At 63.2% G+C, this 19,471-nt stretch carries 15 protein-coding genes and 1 pseudogene; 10 read left to right on the top strand and 6 right to left on the bottom strand.

Going from position 1 to position 19,471, the window contains the following annotated elements:
• Positions 1–3 precede the first annotated feature (3 nt).
• Positions 4–2,190, bottom strand: a complete 2,187-nt coding sequence (locus tag QSV46_RS08755; RefSeq protein WP_314949341.1) for a xanthine dehydrogenase family protein molybdopterin-binding subunit — start codon at positions 2,188–2,190, stop codon at positions 4–6.
• A 12-nt stretch (positions 2,191–2,202) separates the two neighbouring features.
• Positions 2,203–2,652 carry a (2Fe-2S)-binding protein gene (locus tag QSV46_RS08760; protein ID WP_314949343.1) on the bottom strand — a complete coding sequence of 150 codons (450 nt, stop codon included), beginning with the start codon at positions 2,650–2,652 and terminating at the stop codon, positions 2,203–2,205.
• A 279-nt stretch (positions 2,653–2,931) separates the two neighbouring features.
• On the opposite strand from QSV46_RS08760, the gene QSV46_RS08765 reads away from it, so the two are divergent.
• A complete protein-coding gene (locus QSV46_RS08765; protein ID WP_314949345.1) occupies positions 2,932–4,539 on the top strand; it encodes a B12-binding domain-containing radical SAM protein in 1,608 nt (535 codons plus the stop codon).
• 19 nt (positions 4,540–4,558) lie between these two features.
• On the opposite strand, the gene QSV46_RS08770 is transcribed toward QSV46_RS08765, so the two are convergent.
• The 3 genes from QSV46_RS08770 to QSV46_RS08780 form a co-directional block, all read right to left on the bottom strand.
• Positions 4,559–5,947, bottom strand: a complete 1,389-nt coding sequence (locus QSV46_RS08770) for an MFS transporter (RefSeq protein ID WP_314949346.1) — start codon at positions 5,945–5,947, stop codon at positions 4,559–4,561.
• A 106-nt stretch (positions 5,948–6,053) separates the two neighbouring features.
• Positions 6,054–6,308, bottom strand: a complete 255-nt coding sequence (locus QSV46_RS08775; RefSeq protein ID WP_314949347.1) for a hypothetical protein — start codon at positions 6,306–6,308, stop codon at positions 6,054–6,056.
• A 243-nt stretch (positions 6,309–6,551) separates the two neighbouring features.
• Positions 6,552–8,102: a winged helix-turn-helix domain-containing protein gene (locus QSV46_RS08780; RefSeq protein ID WP_409997159.1), complete on the bottom strand. Its 1,551-nt coding sequence runs from the start codon at positions 8,100–8,102 to the stop codon at positions 6,552–6,554.
• A gap of 109 nt (positions 8,103–8,211) precedes the next feature.
• Here QSV46_RS08780 and QSV46_RS08785 point away from each other — a divergent pair, with 109 nt between their 5' ends.
• From QSV46_RS08785 to QSV46_RS08800, 4 genes are all read left to right on the top strand, one after another.
• Positions 8,212–8,673, top strand: a complete 462-nt coding sequence (locus QSV46_RS08785) for a cupin domain-containing protein (protein ID WP_314949349.1) — start codon at positions 8,212–8,214, stop codon at positions 8,671–8,673.
• Between the two features lie 726 nt (positions 8,674–9,399).
• On the top strand, positions 9,400–9,786 hold the full coding sequence (locus tag QSV46_RS08790) for a hypothetical protein (protein ID WP_314949351.1): 387 nt from the start codon (positions 9,400–9,402) through the stop codon (positions 9,784–9,786).
• 105 nt (positions 9,787–9,891) lie between these two features.
• Positions 9,892–10,500, top strand: coding sequence for a TerC family protein (locus QSV46_RS08795; RefSeq protein ID WP_314949352.1), 609 nt, complete (start codon positions 9,892–9,894; stop codon positions 10,498–10,500).
• A 239-nt stretch (positions 10,501–10,739) separates the two neighbouring features.
• Positions 10,740–12,206 (top strand): CHASE3 domain-containing protein, encoded by a 1,467-nt coding sequence (locus QSV46_RS08800; RefSeq protein ID WP_314949353.1) that lies wholly within the window; start codon positions 10,740–10,742, stop codon positions 12,204–12,206.
• A 197-nt stretch (positions 12,207–12,403) separates the two neighbouring features.
• Here QSV46_RS08800 and QSV46_RS08805 read toward each other — a convergent pair whose 3' ends face one another.
• The gene (locus QSV46_RS08805) at positions 12,404–13,147 is read right to left on the bottom strand and encodes an SDR family NAD(P)-dependent oxidoreductase (RefSeq protein WP_314949973.1); all 744 of its coding nucleotides are present in this window, start codon (positions 13,145–13,147) and stop codon (positions 12,404–12,406) included.
• Positions 13,148–13,300: 153 nt separating this feature from the next.
• Here QSV46_RS08805 and QSV46_RS08810 point away from each other — a divergent pair, with 153 nt between their 5' ends.
• The 5 genes and pseudogenes from QSV46_RS08810 (at position 13,301) to QSV46_RS08830 (ending at position 19,423) form a co-directional block, all read left to right on the top strand.
• Positions 13,301–14,071, top strand: coding sequence for a methyltransferase domain-containing protein (locus QSV46_RS08810; protein ID WP_314949355.1), 771 nt, complete (start codon positions 13,301–13,303; stop codon positions 14,069–14,071).
• 200 nt (positions 14,072–14,271) lie between these two features.
• Positions 14,272–15,273, top strand: coding sequence for a DctP family TRAP transporter solute-binding subunit (locus QSV46_RS08815; protein WP_314949357.1), 1,002 nt, complete (start codon positions 14,272–14,274; stop codon positions 15,271–15,273).
• A 155-nt stretch (positions 15,274–15,428) separates the two neighbouring features.
• Positions 15,429–15,905, top strand: a pseudogene (locus QSV46_RS08820) (TRAP transporter small permease); the annotation flags it as partial.
• Positions 15,906–16,124: 219 nt separating this feature from the next.
• The gene (locus QSV46_RS08825; protein WP_314949975.1) at positions 16,125–17,405 is read left to right on the top strand and encodes a TRAP transporter large permease subunit; all 1,281 of its coding nucleotides are present in this window, start codon (positions 16,125–16,127) and stop codon (positions 17,403–17,405) included.
• A gap of 89 nt (positions 17,406–17,494) precedes the next feature.
• On the top strand, positions 17,495–19,423 hold the full coding sequence (locus tag QSV46_RS08830) for an alkyl/aryl-sulfatase (protein WP_314949359.1): 1,929 nt from the start codon (positions 17,495–17,497) through the stop codon (positions 19,421–19,423).
• Positions 19,424–19,471 lie beyond the last annotated feature (48 nt).

The following is a 19,471-nucleotide window of genomic DNA, read 5'->3' on the forward strand; positions in this document are numbered from 1 at the left end:
GCTCTAGGCGAAGGTGATGTTCTGGTCGCGCAGCGGCACCGAGCGGATACGCTTGCCGGTCGCCGCGAAATAGGCGTTGAGCACCGCCGGCGCCGCGACGCCGATGGTCGGCTCGCCGACGCCGCCCCAGAATCCGCCGCTCGGCACCATCACCGATTCCACCTTCGGCATCTCGTTGATGCGCATCGAGTTGTAGGTGTCGAAGTTGGTTTGCTCGATCTTGCCGTCCTTGACGGTGCAGCCGCCGTAGAACAGCGCGGAGAGGCCGTAGACGAAGGAGCCGGCGATCTGCCGCTCCACCTGCGCCGGGTTGACGATGTAGCCGGGATCGGTGGAGGCGACGATGCGGTGCACCTTGATCTTGTTGCCCTCGGTCACCGAGATTTCGGCGGCGCCGGCGACATAACTGCCATAGCCCATGACCTGCGCAATGCCGCGATAGACGCCTTGCGGCGCCGGCTTATCCCAGCCGATCTTCTCGGCCACGGCATTGAGCACCGCCAGATGCTTGGGATGGTTGCCCATCAGCCTGCGGCGGAACTCGAGCGGGTCCTGGCCTGCGGCCTGGGCCAGCTCGTCCATGAAGCATTCCATGTAGATCGCGTTGTGATTGACGTTGACGCCGCGCCAGAAGCCGGGCGGAACATGCGGGTTGCGCATCGCATGCTCGACCAGGAGGTTGGGCACCGAATAGCCGAACGCGGCTTCGCCGGATTGGGCGACGCCCTGGAATGCGGCCGGATCCATCCCGTTCTGCAGCGCTTCGGGGCGCAGCGAGAACAGGATCGACTGCCCGGACAGGCGGTAGTGCAGCGCGACCAGATTGTTGTTGGCGTCGAACGCGCCGGTCATCTTGCACTGGGTGATGGGATGATACCGGCCGTGCGCCATGTCCTCTTCGCGCGACCACAACAGCTTGATCGGCGTGCCCGGCATCTGCTTGGCGATCATCACGGCCTGACGGACATAGTCCGTCTGACCGCGCCGGCCGAAGCCGCCGCCCGGCATTACCTTGTGCACGTCGCACTTCTCCGCCGGAAGGCCGGAAGCCTCCAGCACCGCCGCGAAGGCGGCCTCGCCGTTCTGCGTGCCGCACCAGACCTCGCATTTGTCCGCCGTGTAGATCGCCGTGGCGTTCATCGGCTCCATGGTGGCGTGGTTCTGATAGGGATAGCTGTAGACGGCCTCGATCTTCTTGGCGGCGCCGGCAATCGCCGCCTTCGCGTCGCCGTTCTTGTTGCCGACATAGGCCGGCTGCGCGTCGTCGAGGCCTTCGGCCAGCCATTTCGCAATTGACTCGCTGGAGACCTTGGCGTTCTCGCCCTCGTCCCACACGATCGGCAGCGCTTCCAACGCCGTCTTGGCCCGCCACCAGGTGTCGGCAACGACCGCAACCGCGGTATCGCCGACCTTGACGACCTTCTTGACGCCCTTCATGCCGGTGATCTTGGCTTCGTCATAGCTCTTCAGCTTGCCGCCGAACACCGGGCAGTCCTTGATCGCGGCATTCAGCATGCCCGGCAGCTTGACGTCGATGCCGTAGATCATCGTGCCCCTGGTCTTGTCGGCGGTGTCGAGCCGCAGCAGGCCCTTGCCGGCGATGGTCCAGTCCTTCGGGTCCTTGAGCTTGACCTCGGCCGGCGGCGTCAGCTTCGCGGCAGCTTCGGCGACCTTGCCATAGGTCGTCGTCTTGCCCGTAGCCTTATGGGTGATCACGCCCTTGGCGACGGTGCATTCGGAGGCCAGCACCTTCCATTCGTCGGCGGCGGCCTGGATCAGCATCACGCGGGCGGTGGCGCCGCCCTTGCGGACATAGTCCTGCGAGGAGCGGATGCCGCGGCTGCCGCCGGTCGAGAAATCGCCCCAGACGCGCTTGCGGGCGACGCTCTGGCCGGGGGTTGGATATTCGGTCGTGACCTTCGACCAGTCGCATTCGAGCTCCTCGGCGACGAGCTGGGCGAGGCCGGTCAGCGACCCCTGGCCCATCTCGGAGCGGGCGATGCGGATCACGACCGTGTCATCGGGCCGGACCACGACCCAGGCACCGATTTCGGGCGAGCCGTCGGCCGCGCGGACCACGGCGGGGCCGCCGAAGGGCAGGTCGAGGCCGATTGCAAGGCCGGCGCCGACAGCGGCGGTGCCGATCACGAAGGCGCGGCGGTTCATCTTGGGAGAAACGTGCTTGTTCATGGGGGCGGCTCCTTAGGCGCTGGCGATCGTGTGGATCGCTTCGCGCACCTGCTGGAAGGTGCCGCAGCGGCAGATATTGGTGATGGCCTCGTCGATGTCGGCGTCGGTCGGCTTCGGCTTCTCGCTGAGCAGCGCCGCCACGGCCATGATCATGCCGCTCTGGCAGTACCCGCATTGCGGAACGTCCTTCGCGATCCAGGCCTTTTGCACCTTGTGCAACGCGTCGCCGGAGGCGAGCCCCTCGATCGTGGTGATGTTCTTGCCTTCGGCCTCGCCGACCGAAACGCCGCAGGAGCGGGTGGCGACGCCGTCCATGTGGACCGTGCAGGCGCCGCATTGTGCGATGCCACAGCCATATTTGGTGCCAGTTAGACCGGCATTCTCGCGAATCGCCCAGAGCAGCGGCGTATCCGGCTCGACGTCGAGCGTGAAGGTTTTTCCGTTGATTGTTAGATTTGCCATCGCAAGTCCCCTGATTGGCCCAATCCACCGATCGGACTCAGGGGCGGAATGTGTCGGGCAAATTGGAACTGTTCAAATCAACAGTCCGAGGGGTAGCCACCAATCCGAGGGGTCGCCACCAAAGAGACCCTTCCTGGACGTCCGCGGCACGGCTTGGGGCGACGTCTACCGGCTTCTGCGCCGACACCCCTGGAACAGAGAGCGACAGTTTGCCCCTTTTGCCGGGGTGCAAGTCGTCAGCGCTCTGCTACACTGGGGATCAAGCCAAAAAGGGGTTCCATGAACGTACCGCAGCCTTGCAACGTCCTGATGCTCTATCCGCTGTTCTCGGCAGAGTCCTTCTGGAGCTTTGGCGAATCCTGCAAAGTGCTGGGCGTGAAGCGCCCCGCCGCCCCTTTGGGCCTGATCACCGTTGCCGCGATGTTGCCTGAGAGCTGGACGGTCCGGCTGATCGATTGCAACACGCAGTCCTTCGGCGAGGAGGATCTCGCCTGGGCCGACGTCGTCTTCACCGGCGGAATGCTGCCCCAGCAGGCAGACACATTGCGCCTGATCGAAGTATGCCGCGCGGCGGGCAAGCCGGTGGTGGTCGGTGGTCCTGATCCCACCTCGAGCCCCCATGTCTACGAGCGAGCCGACTTCCGGGTGCTCGGCGAAGCCGAGAGCGTCATCGACGAGTTCATCGCGGCCTGGGAGGGCGGCGCACGCGCCGGCGTCTTCACCGCGCCGAAATTCCAGGCCGACGTCACCAAGACGCCGGTGCCGCGTTTCGATCTGCTCAAGTTCGAGGACTACCTTTATCTCGGTGTGCAGTATTCGCGCGGCTGTCCGTTCACCTGCGAGTTCTGCGACATCATCGAGCTCTATGGACGCGTGCCGCGGACCAAGACGAACGCGCAGATCCTGAACGAGCTCGATGCGCTCTACGCCATGGGTTACCGCGGCCATCTCGACTTCGTCGACGATAATTTCATCGGCAACAAGAAGTCGCTGCGGCTGTTCCTGCCCCAGCTCGCCGAATGGCAGCGCAGCCACGGCTATCCCTTCGAATTGTCGACTGAGGCCTCGGTCAATCTGGCCGACGATCCCGAGCTATTAGACCTGATGGGCGCGGCGAATTTCTTCGCCATCTTCGTCGGTATCGAAAGTCCGGATCCGGCGACGCTGGTCGCGATGCGGAAGAAGCAGAACACGCGGCGCAACATCGCCGAGAGCATCCACAAGATCTACGCCGCGGGCATGCTCGTCACCGCAGGTTTCATCGTCGGCTTCGACAACGAGAAGGTCTCGATGGCGGATGCCATGATCGAATTCATCGAAGAGGCGGCGATTCCCGTCAGCATGGTCGGCCTGCTCTATGCCTTGCCGAACACGCAGCTGACGCGCCGCCTGGAGCGCGAAGGCCGGCTGCACTCGGGCCATGATATCGCGCCGACCATTGGCGCCGATCAGTGCACGGCGGGGATCAACTTCGATCCGGTGCGCCCGTTGCGCGACATCCTGATGGACTATAAACGGGTGCTGGAGCACATCTACAGCCCGGCTGCCTATGCAAGACGCGTCGACCGCCTGATGACGCTGCTCGACCGCTCCAGGCAGCGTCATGAACTCGCGGAAGGCGACATCCGTGCCAAGATCGGCGCGATGGAAACAGTGCACAAGGTCGTCACCGCCCTTCCCGAGGCGCGGGGGCCGCTGTGGCAAACCTTCATGAACTGCGCCAAGCGCGACACGTCATCGGCGCGCATTGCCGTGCAGATGATCGCGGCCTACGCGCATCTCGGGCCGTTCTCGCGCAAGGTCATCGCTGCCATCGACTCGCGTCTCGCCGCGCTGGACGACGAAGCCGTGATCCCGGCTGGGGCTGCCGACGTAACGGCGGCGTGACACCTGGCCCGAGGGGGACCTACTTCACCGCCAGCCGCAAGAAGCTCATCACGCTGCCGAGCGCGGCAAAGCCGGCGCCGAGCGCCAGCGCGACGGTGGCGCCGTCGTGTCCGGCGAGAGCAAAGCAGGCCGCGGCGAGTGCCGAGCCGGTCGTCTGCCCCGTCAGCCGCGCGGTCGCGACGATGCCGGACGCGCTGCCGCTGCGGTGCGGCGGCGCGCTCGACATCACCGCCTTCATGTTCGGCGCCTGAAAGAAGCCGAACCCCATGCCACAGATCACCATCCGCCAGATGATGTCGGGGATGGCAGGATTGGCCGGCAGCATCGCGAGCAGGGCCATGCCGAGGCCGAGCAGCACGAGGCCGATGCCGCCGAGCAGGCCGACTGCATGGCGGTCGGACAGGCGCCCCGCGATTGGCGCCATGATGCCGACGACGAGCGGCCACGGCGTCATGAAGAAGCCGGTCTCGACCTGCGATCGCCCGAGCACGTCCTCGAAATAGAACGGCAGCGAGACGAAGGCGAGGCCCTGCACGGCGAAGGAGCACACCGCCGTCGCCGCCGACAGCGCGAACATCGGCCGGCTGAACAAATCGATCGGCAGCATCGGCGCGGGGTGCTTGGCATGACGGCGCGTCAGGATGAAGCCGAGCGCGAGGGCCGTGACCAGCTCGATGCCGACGACAACCGGAGACAGGTTGTGCGCGGCGCTGCCGATGCCGGTGATGAACAGGCCGAGACAGGCCGATGCGAGGAGTGCGCCGAGGAAATCAAAACCGTGATCGGCCCGCGGCGTCTTCGGCAACATCGCAAGGCCGATGCCGATGGCGACGAGGCCGAACGGGATGTTGACGGCGAACAGCCACGGCCACGGGCCGAGCGCGAGAATCGCGGAGGCGACCGAGGGCCCGAAGGTGAAGGCGGTCGCGACCACCAGCGCGTTGTGGCCGAAGCCGCGGCCCAGCATCCTCCCGGGATAGACGAAGCGCACCAGCGCGGTGTTGACGCTCATGATGCCGCTGGCGCCCAATCCCTGCAGGGCGCGCGCGACCAGCAGACTGTCCAGCGACCACGCCACCGCGCAGAACAGCGAGGCGATGGTGAACAGGATCAGGCCGCCGAGATAAATGCGCTGGTGCCCGACGATCTCCCCGAGCGCACCGAGCGGCAGCAGCGTTGCCACCAGCGCGATCTGGTAGACGTTCACGACCCAGACCGACTGCTCCGGGCTGACATGCAGATCGGCGGCAATGGCGGGCAGCGCGATGTTGGCGATCGCGGTGTCGAGCGAGGCCATCGCCAGCGCGGTGAAGATCGCGGCGATCGCCCAGCGCCGCTGCGCGGACGGCAGGCCGTCGGCAATGGGATGGTCGGGCTCGCGCGCGGCGGCAGGTAACGTGATTGTCATTGCGTTAGCGCGTTGCTCCGGCGGCCCGCTGTGGCGACTTTGGGCATGTACTACGCCCGCGCCGCCTTCCACAGGCTCATGCTTGCATGCTGTGTATGCGCGAAGGTCAGGTAATGCGGCCGCGATCGGCGAGGGCAGGGCGACGCGCGATGTCGGCGGCAAGCCCGGCACCATCGCTGCGATCGCGGAAATCCTGCAGGCGGAATGAAGCGCCGCTGAGTATTTTTTTCTTGGCGCCAAAACAAAAACTGCGAAAACAACCCCATGCACAGTAGAAGGCCCTTTGATCGATAAGGGATTTTCGAGTCGCGCCGAGACGGCATTCGGAGCCGCCGTGACGTTGACCCGTCGGGCAAAACACTGGCAGGATGCTATCGTGACGGAGATCCGGGAAGACCAGCGTGTGCGCTCATGGATACGCGACGCCCGCTTCCAACACTGAAGCAGACTTGAGCAGGCGATCCAGGTGTTTCGCCGTTTGACCCAAGCGGACAATCGGACGTCGCGACGAAGCAGTCTGGTGAGCCAAGCCCAATATGCAGTATCCAGTGCGCGTATTTTTACTTGGCCCGTCGATCACCATGACGAGAACTCCGATCTCGCCTTACTCTGGCAGCCCGGCGGTCCTCAGCGCATCACCAAGGGTTTCCGCGAGCGCTGGGGCACAGTTCACGCCCGCGAACTGGCGGCTGTAGCGAAAGGTCGGATGAAGTTCGAGCACCCGCTCGGCGGCTGCCCTAGCTTCATCCAGCCGTCCGAGTTTGGCAAGCACAGCGGCCAGCTGCACATAGGTGATGCTGTGTGCGGGATTGGCCTGCACGGACTTGTAGGCGGCGCGACTGGCTTCTTCAAAGCGGCCGCGCAGCAAATGACTCATCGCCTGCGCGTCGAATGCGGCGAAAGCCCATGGATCGAAGGGGCTGAGCCGCATGCCTCGTTCGCTCCACTCGATGGCGCGCTCGGCTTCTCCGCTCCATCCGAGAACGACGCTGCCGAGGATGTAGGTCAGCGCCGAAGAGGGGCTGACGGCAAGCGCGGCCTCAAATGCGGTAAAAGCCGCGTCCCGATCATGCGCGTCCATGCCGATCGAAAACCCCGCAAGCGCCAGCGCGCTCGCGTCGTCCTGGCCGTGGAGGATTGCCGAGCGGGCGTGGCGGATCGAAGCGGCACGGTTCGCCTCCTGCAAACCGACGCGAAGGTAGAGGCAATGGTGGCACATCGCGGCGTTGCCATGTGCCAGCGCGTAGTCGGAATCAAGTTCGATGGCACGTTCGAGCAGCACGAGCGCTCGCGTCACCTGCTCAGGCATGCCGGAATCGACGTCGACCTGGGCCCGCAGAACCAGATCGTAAGCATCCAGGCTCTCGGGGCGCTTCCGCTTGACCCTGTCGATTTCAGCACGGCGCAGGCTCGGCGCAATGGCGCCTACCGCCGAGAGTGCAATCTCATCCTGGAGTGCGAAAATATCGTCGGAGCTGCGGTCATATCGCTCGGCCCATACATAAGCGCCGGTCGAGGCGTCGATCATCTGGCCCGTCACGCGCACGTTGCCCTCGGCCTTGCGAACGCTGCCTTCGAGGACATAGCGCACGCCAAGCTCGCGGCCGACCTGCTTCACGTCCACGCCACGGTTCCTGTAGGTCAGGGTCGAATTTCGTGCAATGACGAACAACCACTTGATGCGGGCCAAGCCGGTGATGATGTCTTCAACCATGCCGTCGGCGAAGTACTCCTGCTGCGGATCACCGCTCAAGTTCGAAAACGGTAGAACCGCGACGGACGGCTTGTCAGGCAACGCCGGTGCGGGCGCCGCACGGGTGGCAGGTGACTGAATATTGATGGCGACGGCAGCCCCGACATAGCGATAGCCGCGGCGCGGCAGGGTTTCGATCCAGCTATCGGCCCTCTCGTCGGCCAGCACCCGGCGCAAGGCGGCGATCTGAACCGTCAGATTATTATCGGCAACTGCCAGTCCGTCCCAGCCGGCCTCGACCAGCGCATCCTTGGACACCGGAGCACCCGCGTTCTCCAGCAGCAGCCGGAGCAGCGCGACAGCGCGCTGCCCGAGCATCGTCGGCCTGGTTCCCTGGTAGAGAATGCCCGCCTTTGGGTCCAGGCGGAACGGGCCGAACTGGTAGAGATCCGTCATAGGCATTCGGTGGTTTTAGCAAATTTTTGGGAACTGTTTCACGACTTTCCGACCCAGACGGCCGAGGTTGCTTCCGTGCTTGCGGGAGCAAGCGCTTGGTCGATGGAGGAATGTCATGAGCGCCGATGCTGTCATTCGCATGCCCAACGAGACAAAGGGGATCATGCTCCGTGGTCATCCTATGGTTTTCCTCGTCACCGGCGAGGATACCAAGCACACCAGCATGTTCGACTGGACAATTCCGGCCGGGTTCGCCACTGGACTGCATGTTCACCGGGTGCAGGAGGAGACCTTTTACCTGCTCGAGGGCGAGTGTGAGTGGCACGTTGGCGACAAGACGATCCGCGCGATCCCGGGGACCTATTTGTTCATTCCGCCAGGGGTACCGCACAACATCACCAATGTCAGTCAGAAATCGGCCCGCGTGCTGATGACCGTCTCCCCACCCGGCCACGAGCACTATTTCGAAGAGCTTGCGAAACTCGCAGCAAAGGGCGCGCCGGATCCACGAGCCCTGGCCGACCTTCGAGACCGCTACGACACCGATCAGTTGTCGAGTTTGACAGCACGGGCGTAAGCTCTAAGGCTCGGCTCCGATGGCAGCTTCTGGCCCTTCCCGAACTGTTCACAATGTCGGCTGCTCGGGCGAAACCGGAAGTGGCGGCTCTGCCGCCGAAGCGGCGCTCGTGACCCGAAGCCGACCTTAGTGGAGCGAAGCCGTCAGCACGAAAGATGCTGCGGGAATGTCAGCCTGCCGATCGCCAACATAGCGGGATCGAGGCGAGCCGCCGCCTCGTCGGCGATGGTGGCAATCTTGCGTTCCCGCCCGGGGACCCCAGCCGCGACGCCGAATGCCAGCACACAGGCGGCGGCCAATGACCAGAACCAGTTGCACTCGAGCCGTCAGGGCACGTTCCAATAGAAGGATGGCGAGCATGCGTGCCAAACGGCTCGTGGTCATGTTCCCGCGCGGTTAAAACGCGCGCGACGATGAGTAGCATTGTCTTTCTGATTGCACGGGTCGTCCTCTAGAGAGGCAATTTTATCGATCGTGGGTGCGCTCTTGAGAGAGGCCAGCACATGATTGAGCTTTGGAGCAAGTGGTTCGAGACCTTGGCCTCGGTCGAGGGACTGGCAGCCATCGTCGTTGTTGCCGTAATGACCGCTGGCATTCTTACGCTGATTGAGGGTCGGCGGCATAGGACCAACAAACACTAGTTGAAGAGACGGAAAACGAGCCAACTGGACCAGGGTGGTGCCGCAAGTAAGTGGCCCTATAAATTGTCGTATGCAGGAGGATCAAATGTTCGCTTCTCATGCAGGTTGGAACAGGAATGCTTCTTGGCGGGAGACATTCTGCATATTCGCGCTGTTGAGCATCTTGGTCGCGGCTCCCGCCCTCTTGATAATACTTCTGCTGGATTCGCAACTCATCTTACCAGCGCTCAGTCTTTTGTTTTTCTCGGACGCGATGATCACCGCGCTCTTGGCCCTGGCAAAGTCAGGGACTGCAACGGTAGGTAAGATTTCTCTGTGGGTTATCGCAGGTGCGTTCACAATGATCGGCTGCGCCGCAGCGATTTTTGGCGAGCCAGATCAAGTAGCACTGCTTTTCGGGCAGACCGCCGGACAACATTCGGACGCCGCTGCCGCAGATAGTTACCCCAGCGGCCGAGCAGCGGTGGACTAGAGCTAGAGCTGTATTAGCTGCCCTGCTTTGGAGGTAACCCGTATGGGTCGACCTGGCGGATATAAATACGCCCCTCGCTCGGAGCGGAACCTGGGACCATGACCCTTGATAGACTATCTCGATACGGATGTTCTTAGCGTACTCTTGCAGGTCGTTCTGATCGACCTTGTGCTCGCTGGCGATAACGCCATCGTCATTGGCCTTGCTGCAGCGGGACTTCCTCAAGCGCAACGAGCCAAGGCCATTTTGATCGGGATCGTCGCCGCGACGATACTGCGCCTTCTCTTAGCGGGGATAGCGACGCAAATCCTGCAAATCGTCGGCCTTCTGCTCGCTGGCGGGATCCTGTTGTTGTGGGTATGTTGGAAAATGTGGCGAGAGTTGCGCACGTCCCCCGCGGGGCCCACAGTTTCTGCAGAAAGCAAACCCCGCAAAACACTCTTCCAAGCGAGTTGGCAGATTATCGTGGCCGATGCTTCCATGTCTCTCGACAATGTCCTGGCCGTCGCAGGGGCGGCGCGCGAGCACCCAGTGGTTCTGATTTTCGGCCTGGGGCTTTCCATCGCGATGATGGGCATGGCCGCTTCTTTCATTGCCGGCCTTCTGCAAACTCATCGATGGGTCGCTTACGTCGGACTGGCCGTCATTCTCTATGTGGCAGTTGAGATGATCTGGCGCGGAACATTGGATATCATGAAGGTCGCATCGATATGAGGGCCTGTTGTGTCCGACGGCGCGGCCAATGCCCAGAATTTCCCGGTTGTCCGACGAGATGCTGTCTGCGCTCCACTCAGGGGAAGGCTGCGCTGCTTTGCCCTATCACAGTCCCATGCCAAATTCTTGCGAATGCCACCGCTTGGGAGCAATCTCGAACTAGCTATTGATCGGCCGCGGATTTCGGCTTTGAGGGTCACGTGCCCCCTTTCTCGAATCTACTGATTTTGCACAAATTGATGGCCGCGTTTGCTGCCGTGATAGCCGTCATATTCGTGAGTGGCGCAATCGTATACGACAGACTTGGCGTGATAGAAGAGGCCAAAAACTGGCGGGTCCATACCACCGATGTGTTGGACACGCTAGAGATGGCTGTGGCCGCAGCGCTTGATCAAGAAACGAGTCTGCGCGGCTATTTGATCAGCGGCGACGAGAAATTCTTGGATCCATACCGCGAGGGCGGCGACAACTTCATCGTGGCGATCCGGAAACTTAGAGCACAGACTTCGGATAACCAAGACCAGCAAAACCGGCTTGATGAATTGAATAAGCTGGCGACCGCTTGGCGCATCGAGACCGCCGAGCGCGAGATTGCGCTGATGGCGAACCCCGCGACGCGCGATGAGGCGCGCACGTTGGAGGGGTCGAGCGGCAAAGCTGCCATGGGCGCAATCCGCGCCCAGGCAAACGAAATCGAGAAGGCTGAACGCGATCTGTTGGCAAGGCGCGACGCCGTGCAGAAGCACGCGTACGCCACTGCATACATGGCGACCGCGCTGGGCGCCGCAGCCTCGCTCCTGATCGCGGTGTTGATGGGCCTTCTACTCACGCGCGCTATCGCGGCGCCGATCACGCGAATGACCGGCGCCATGACCGCACTCGCCAAGGGCGACACTAGCATCGACGTGCCCGGGATTGATCGACGTGACGAAATCGGCGCCATGGCGGGTGCGGTCGAAATTTTCAAGAAAGGTGTTATTGAACGCCAAAAGACCCAGGTCGAACTCGCTCATGTCAGTCGTGTCGCGACCCTTGGGCAGCTGACGGCCTCGATTGCCCATGAAGTCAATCAGCCGATCTCGGCTGTGCTCACCAATGCGGACGCCGCCTTGAACTGGCTGGGCGCTAACCCGCCAAATCTAAATAAGGCCCGCGAGTCCCTCGAGCACATTGTCGCAGATAGTCGACGAGCTGGCGAGATCGTCCACCGTATCCGCGCTATGGTCAGGAAAGCGCCGGTACCCAGAAGCCGCCTCGACCTCAACGAAGCCGTCCTGGACGTCGTCGCCATGGTCCGAAGCGAGGCGGTGAGGCATAAGATTTCGCTACAGACGCAACTGGCGGAGGACCTGCCGCAGATCGAAGGTGAGCGCATTCAGCTGCAGCAGGTGCTCCTCAATCTGATCCTCAATGCCATCGACGCCGTGAACTGCGTTCACGAGGGCACGAGGGAGCTGCAGATCAGTACTGAACGGGACGTTGCCGGCGATGTACGCGTCGCCGTGCGAGACTCGGGCCCGGGGCTCGATCCGACGAGTGAGGAACGCGTTTTCGATGCGTTCTACACGACCAAGTCGCACGGCTTAGGGATGGGCCTGGCCATCTGTCGGTCGATCATCGCAGCTCACGGCGGACGGTTGTGGGTCACGAGGAACAAGCCTCGGGGCGCCGTCTTCCAGTTCACCCTCGCTCCCCACCAGGACTAGATGGCCCCGTTTGGCCAAAGCCGGTGAGGTGGGCATATACTTGGGGATTGAGTGTGGACAGGCCTCTTGAGGACCATTCGGGTCACAGTGTTCGCATGACCGATTCTCTTAGCGGACTCGCCGGGACAAGTTCCGGCTGTCCGCTCTCGTGAGTAGTGCGGCCACAGCATCTTTTCGACTTGATCGAGTGCCCCGCCTCAGAACTGATACCTCCGCAGCCCCCCATCCACCGGGATCACCGTCCCCGTAATGTACCGCGCCACCGGCGATGCCAGAAACACCGCGAGCGCGGCAAGGTCCTCCGGCTCGCCCCAATAGCCGACCGGGATCTCCTCCTCCGCGAAACGCTCGCGGTAATCAGGCGGATAGTTGCGGCGGATCTGCTCGCTCATGATGCGGCCGGGCGGGATGCAGTTGATGGTGATGCCGTGCTCGCCGATCTCGCGCGACAGGCCCTTGGCCCAGGCGTGCACGGCGGCCTTGGCGGCGAAGGCGGCGTTGAGGCCTTCCGGCTCGGACTTGCCGGTGATGTTGACGATGCGGCCCCATTTGCGTTCGATCATCTGCGGCAGCAGCGCATGCGCGATGCGGCGGTAGCTGGTGAAATTCAGCGCGATCGCCTCGTCCCATTGGCTGTCGGGCGCATCGACCGGCAGCGGGCGGCTGCCGCCGGCATTGTTGATGAGGATATCGACATGGCCAAGCTCCTTCAATGCGAAGGCCGCGATCTTTTCCGCCGCGTCCTTCGCCATCACGTCCTGCTCGAACGGCGTGATCAGGCCGGGGCCGACTTCCTTCACCAGCTCGGCGAGCAGATCGGTGCGCCGCGCGACGCCAACGACGCGCACGCCTTCGGCCGCCAGGCCCTTGGCGATGGCGCGGCCGATGCCGATGCTCGCTCCGGTGACAACAGCGGTTTTTGATTTGAGCCCGAGGTCCATGGTCACACGCTCTCTTGTTGCTTTTGCTTGTTGCCGTTCGTTTGGTGTTCGTTTCCTGCCCGTCCCGCGGGCTTGGCGAATTGCCCGACCGGGACGAGCAGTGGTAACCAAGAGCTTTGGTGAAGGAACACGAAAAAGAAAAGGCCTATCACGATGGTCTGGGATCCGCAGCAATATCTGAAGTTCTCCGGCCATCGGCTTCGGCCTGCCGTCGACCTCTTGATGCGGATTCCGGATGTTGGCCCGCGTACGATCGCCGATCTCGGCGCCGGCGCCGGCAACGTCACCAAGCTGATCAAGGAGCGGTGGCCGGACGCGACCGTGACTGCTGTCGAGGGCTCAGCCGAGATGGTCGCCGCCGGCCGCAAGGCGGCGCCGGATGTGGAATGGTCGCATGAAGACCTCGGCCGCTGGCGTCCCGCCAGGCAATACGACCTGGTCTATTCGAATGCCGCACTGCACTGGCTGCCCAATCATGCGGCGCTGTTTCCGTCGCTCATGGAGAAGATGACGCCGGGCGGCATGCTCGCGGTGCAGATGCCTCGCAACTTCCTCGCGCCATCGCATGTGCTGATCGGCGAGACTGCGTTGAGCGGCCCCTGGCGGTCCAAGGTCGAGCATCTCGTCACCGCGCCGCCGGTCGAGGCGCCGGCCTATTACCACGATCTTCTTGCTCCGATGTCCGCCAATATCGACATCTGGGAGACCGAATATCTGCAAGTGCTGGAAGGCGACAACCCCGTGAAGGAATGGACCAAGGGGACCTGGCTGACGCGCTATCTCGACATTCTGCAAGGCGACGAGAAGGACGCCTTCGACGCGGCCTACGGCATGCGGGTTGCGACGGCCTACCCGAAGAATGCGGCGGGGCAGACGCTGTTCCCGTTCCGGCGCCTGTTCATGGTCGCCCAGCGCAAAGGCTGATCGCATTGCGGCAATGCGGCATAAGCGCTCGCTCTCCGCAGTGGGCGCGGGTGCCGGGTTGCGGAGACGACGGCCATCAAGATAGCTTGCCGGCGGCAAATTGGGCTTAGGTCTAGTTGTTCGGCTGGCGGATTGCTGCCACTACTGAAGGCGCAAAACAAAAAAAGACCCGGTTCTAGAGGTTGTTGGGAGGTTACTTCATGCGCAAGCTGCTTGTCGCGGTCGCCGCCGCAGCCATTCTCGCGGTCCCAGCCATCGTCCAGGCCCAGAACCCCATCGTCATCAAGTTCAGCCATGTCGTCGCCAACGACACCCCGAAGGGCAAGGGCGCGTTGAAGTTCAAGGAGCTCGCCGAGAAGTATACGGACGGCAAGGTCAAGATCGAGATCTACCCGAACTCCACGCTCTACAAGGACAAGGAGGAGATCGAGGCGCTTCAGCTCGGCTCGGTGCACATGCTGGCGCCTTCGACCGCGAAATTCGCCCCGCTCGGCATCAAGGAGTTCGAGGCGCTCGACCTGCCCTGGCTGTTCAAGGACGAGCAAACCTACGCCAATGCGATGAAGGGCAAGCTCGGCAAATGGCTGTTCCAGAAGCTTGAAGCCAAGGGCATCACCGGGCTCGCTTATTGGGACAACGGCTTCCACATGGTGTCGTCCAACCGTCCGCTGGTGAAGCCAACCGATTTCCAGGGAATGAAATTCCGGATCTCCGGTTCGAAGGTCGCGGACCAGTATTTCCGTCTGGTCGGCACCATCCCGCAGATCATGGCCTTCTCGGAAGTCTACCAGGCGCTCCAGACCGGCGTGGTCGACGGCTGCGAGAACACGGCGTCGAATTACTGGACCCAGAAGTTCTACGAGGTGCAGAAGGACATTACGGTATCCTATCATGCGCATCTGCAATATGCCGTGATCGTCAACTCGAAATTCTGGAACGGGCTGCCGCCTGACATCCGCGCCCAGCTCGACAAGGCGATGGCGGATGCGACCGACTACACCAACTCGATCGCGCGCCAGGAGAACGAGGACGCGCTCGCCGAGATCAAGAAGACGGGCAAGACCACGCTGCATTATCTGACCGACGCCGACCGCAAGGCGTGGCAGGAAGCGATGCAGCCGACTTATACATGGGCGAAGGGCAGGGTCGGGCAGGAAGTGCTTGATCTCGTCGCCAAGGAACTCGACGTCAAGATGAACTGACGGCCGCGGCTCCAAAACAACACCACCAACGGTCGGGGGTGATCGCACTCCCGGCCGTTTCGCTCTTGAAAGACGGACTCATCCCGGGGGGAACCAAGTTGCTGCGCGTGCTGAATCGTTTGCTCGATCATCTCGAGGAGTGGCTGATTGCGACGATGATCGCGGCCGCAACCTCGCTCATCTTCGTCGCCGTGCTGCACCGCTACGGCGCCGGGCTGTCGATCGACATCGCCAAATGGGCGGAAGTCCGCAATCTGGCTTTCATTGCCGTCCCTGCACGCGCGGCGTTCGTCTGGCTTGCCGCGCTCGACCTGTCCTGGGCGCAAGAACTCTGCATCTACATGTTCATCTGGATGGCGAAGTTCGGCGCGGCCTACGGCGTGCGCACCGGCATCCATGTCGGCGTCGACGTGCTCGTCAACATCCTGCCTGGCGGATCGCGCCGCCGCGTCATCACCTTCGGCCTGTTGTGCGGCGCCCTGTTTACCTCGATCGTGTGCTATTTCGGGGCCGCGTTCGTCGGTCAGATGTGGCAGACCGGCCAGCAGTCGAACGATCTCGAAGCGCCGATGTGGCTGGTGTATCTCACCATCCCGGTCGGCTCCGGCTTGATGTGCTTTCGCTTCCTGCAGGTCGCCTGGTCGTTCTACCGCACCGGCGAACTGCCGCATCACGACATGGCGGGCGTCGAGGGTGTCGAGGTCGACCCCGTGCATCCGGCCCCGGTCACGCCCTCCCAGGTCGTCCGGGACGAGCGCAGCCCGCTCGGCTGGATCCTGATGCTGCTGCCGGTCCTGATCGTCGCGCTATGCTTCGCTCATGCGGCTCACGTCGTCACGCTGCCGCAGGGTCTGCGCGTCTTCATCGTGTTCGCGCTGCTGCTCTCGCTGATGCTGACGGGCATGCCGATCTCGATCGCGCTTGGTCTTACCGTGCTCAGCTACATGTTTGCGCTGACCGACGTGCGGACGGAATCGGTGGCGCTGAAGCTGTTCACCGGCATCGAGAATTTCGAGATCATGGCGATCCCGTTCTTCATCCTCGCCGGCAACTTCCTGACCCATGGCGGCGTGGCGCGACGGATGATCACCTTCGCAACCTCGCTGGTCGGCCATTGGTACGGCGGCCTCGCGCTGTCGGGCGTGGTCGCCTGCGCGCTGTTCGCCGCGATCTCCGGCTCGTCGCCGGCAACCGTGGTGGCGATCGGCTCGGTGATCCTGCCCGCCATGGTCGCGCAGGGGTTCCCGAAGCGGTTCGGCGCGGGCGTGATCACGACGTCGGGCTCGCTCGGCATCCTCATTCCGCCGTCGATCCCGATGGTTCTCTATGCGGTCTCGACCAACAGCTCGGTCGGCAAGCTCTTCATCGCCGGCATCGTGCCGGGGCTGGTGCTCGCGTTCCTGCTCGGCGCGACGACATTCTATCGCGCCTGGCGGAATGATTATCCCCGGATGCCGAAGGCGACGTTCATGCAGCGCTTCGATGCGTTCCGCAAGTCGGTCTGGGGCATCCTGCTGATCGTGATCGTGATCGGCGGCATCTACAGCGGCCTGTTCACGCCGACCGAAGCGGCCGCCGTCAGCGCGGTGTACGCCTTCATCGTCGCGGTGTTCATCTACAAGGATCTGAAGCTGCGGGACGTGCCGCGGGTGCTGCTGTCATCGGCGAACCTTTCGGCGATGCTGCTCTACATCATCACCAACGCCGTCCTGTTCTCGTTCCTGATGACCTACGAGAACGTGCCGCAGGCGCTCGCGCAATGGATGATCGACCAGGGTCTCGGATGGATCGGCTTCCTCCTGCTCGTCAACCTCCTGTTGCTGCTGGCGGGCAACGTGATGGAGCCGTCCTCGATCATCCTGATCATGGCGCCGATCCTGTTTCCGGTCGCGATCAAGCTCGGCATCGATCCCATCCATTTCGGCATTCTGATGACGGTCAACATGGAGGTCGGGCTGTGCCATCCGCCTGTCGGCCTCAATCTCTACGTCGCCTCGGGCATCGCCAAGATGGGCATCACCGAGCTCACGGTGGCGGTGTGGCCATGGCTCCTGACCATGCTGGCGTTCCTCGCGGTCGTGACCTATTGGCCGGGCCTGTCGCTGTGGCTGCCGAGACTGCTCGGGATGTAGCTGCAGGCTACGCGTCGGTCCGTTCTCGTCGAAGGCAATCGGCCGCCAGATGCGGTTAGATGCCGCGCGACAAGCCGGGAGGAAGCGACATGACGGAATCCAGCAGCGAGCCGAAGGCCGCAACGGCGTCCGTCATCGCGCAGCAAACGGCGATGCTGAACGCGCTGCCGTTTTCCGACAGGCGGGATTTCGACGATGCCGCGCGCGGCTTCCTCGGCACGATCGAGAACGCGAAGGTCACAAGTCCGCAAGGACGCACGGTCTGGAGCCTCGAGCCCTACGGCTTTCTCTCCACCGAGGAGGCGCCCGCCACGGTCAATCCCAGCCTGTGGCGGCAGTCGCGGCTCAACATGCAGCATGGGTTGTTCGAGGTGGTGCCCGGAGTCTACCAGGTCCGCGGGTTCGACATCGCCAATATGACGCTGATCGAGGGCGACCGTGGCGTCATCGTGGTGGACACCCTGACCTCGATCGAAGGCGCGCGCGCTGCACTCGATCTCTACTACCAGCATCGTGGCCAGCGGCCGGTGGTGGCCGTCATCTTCACGCACACCCACACCGATCACTGGGGCGGCGCGCGGGGTGTGCTGGAAGAGGATGCTCTCGCCAGTGCCGGCGTGCCGATCATCGCGCCGAACCTGTTCATGGAGCATGCCGTCTCCGAGAACATCATCGCGGGACCGGCGATGCTGCGGCGGGCGCAATATCAGTTCGGCCCGTTCCTCGCCAAGGGGGTACGGGGGCAGGTCGATTGCGGCCTCGGCAAATCGATGGCAGCAGGTTCGGTGGCGCTGCTGCGCCCGACCGATCTGATCATGGCGACCGGCGACAGGCGCGTGATCGACGGCGTCGCGTTCGAATTCCAGATGGCCCCGAACAGCGAAGCGCCGGCCGAGATGCATTTCTTCGTCCCGCGCTACAAGCTGTTGAACCTCGCCGAGAACTGCACGCACAATTTCCACAATCTGCTGCCGTTCCGCGGCGCCGACGTGCGCGATGCGCTGGCTTGGTCGAAATATCTGGGCGAGGCCTTGCAACTCTGGGACGGCAGGGCGGAGGCAATGTGCGGCCAGCATCACTGGCCGGTGTGGGGAGCCGAGCGCATCGGCACGATGATCCGCCAGCAGCGCGATCTCTACAAGTTCGCGCATGACCAGACCATCCGTCTGATGAACCACGGCCTCACCGCGGCCGAGATCGCCGAGACGATCCAGCTGCCGAAGAGCCTGGAGGGCGCCTGGCACGGCCGCGGCTATTACGGCCACATCCGGCACAATGTGAAGGCGATCTACCAGAAATATCTCGGCTGGTATGACGCCAACCCGGTCAATCTCGATCCGCTGCCGCCGGTGGAATCCGGAAAGAAGTACGTCGAATACATGGGCGGCGCGGACGCCATCCTCGCGCGGGCGCGGGTGGACTTCGACAAGGGCGGGTTTCGTTTCGTCGCGCAGGCGCTCGGCCATCTCGTCTTTGCCGAGCCTGACAACGCGGCGGCGCGCGCATTGCTGGCGGATACGCTGGAGCAGCTCGGCTACGCCGCCGAAAGCGCGACCTGGCGCAATGCCTATCTGTTCGGTGCCCAGGAGCTGCGCCAGGGCATGCCGAAGACGCCGCCGCGCCCGCCGATGCCGCGCGAGACGCTGGCGGCTCTGCGCACCTCGCAGCTCTGGGACGTGCTCGGCATCCGCCTCAATGGACCGAAGGCTGAAGGCAAGCACATCGTGCTGAACTGGCGCTTCTCCGACACCGGCGAGACCTTCGTGCTCAACCTGGAAAACTCCGCGCTCAGCTATGCCGAGGGTGTGCAGGCGGAAGGCGCCGATGCCAGCTTTACGCTGGCGCGCGCAACGCTCGATGAAGTCATCGCGAAGCTGACGAGCTTTCCGGAAGCCGTGGCCGCCGGCAAGGTCCAGCTGTCAGGCAACCCGATGCGGCTTGCCGAGCTGATGGGCCTGATGGACGAATTCCCGCGCATGTTCGAGATCGTCGAACCGAAGCGGGCGGCGGTGGTGTAAGAATCTCGTGCCCCGGACGCAGCGCAGCGCGTCCGGGACACGAGTGTG

It is taken from the genome of Bradyrhizobium cosmicum, from assembly GCF_032290525.1.
GTDB lineage: Bacteria > Pseudomonadota > Alphaproteobacteria > Rhizobiales > Xanthobacteraceae > Bradyrhizobium > Bradyrhizobium cosmicum_A.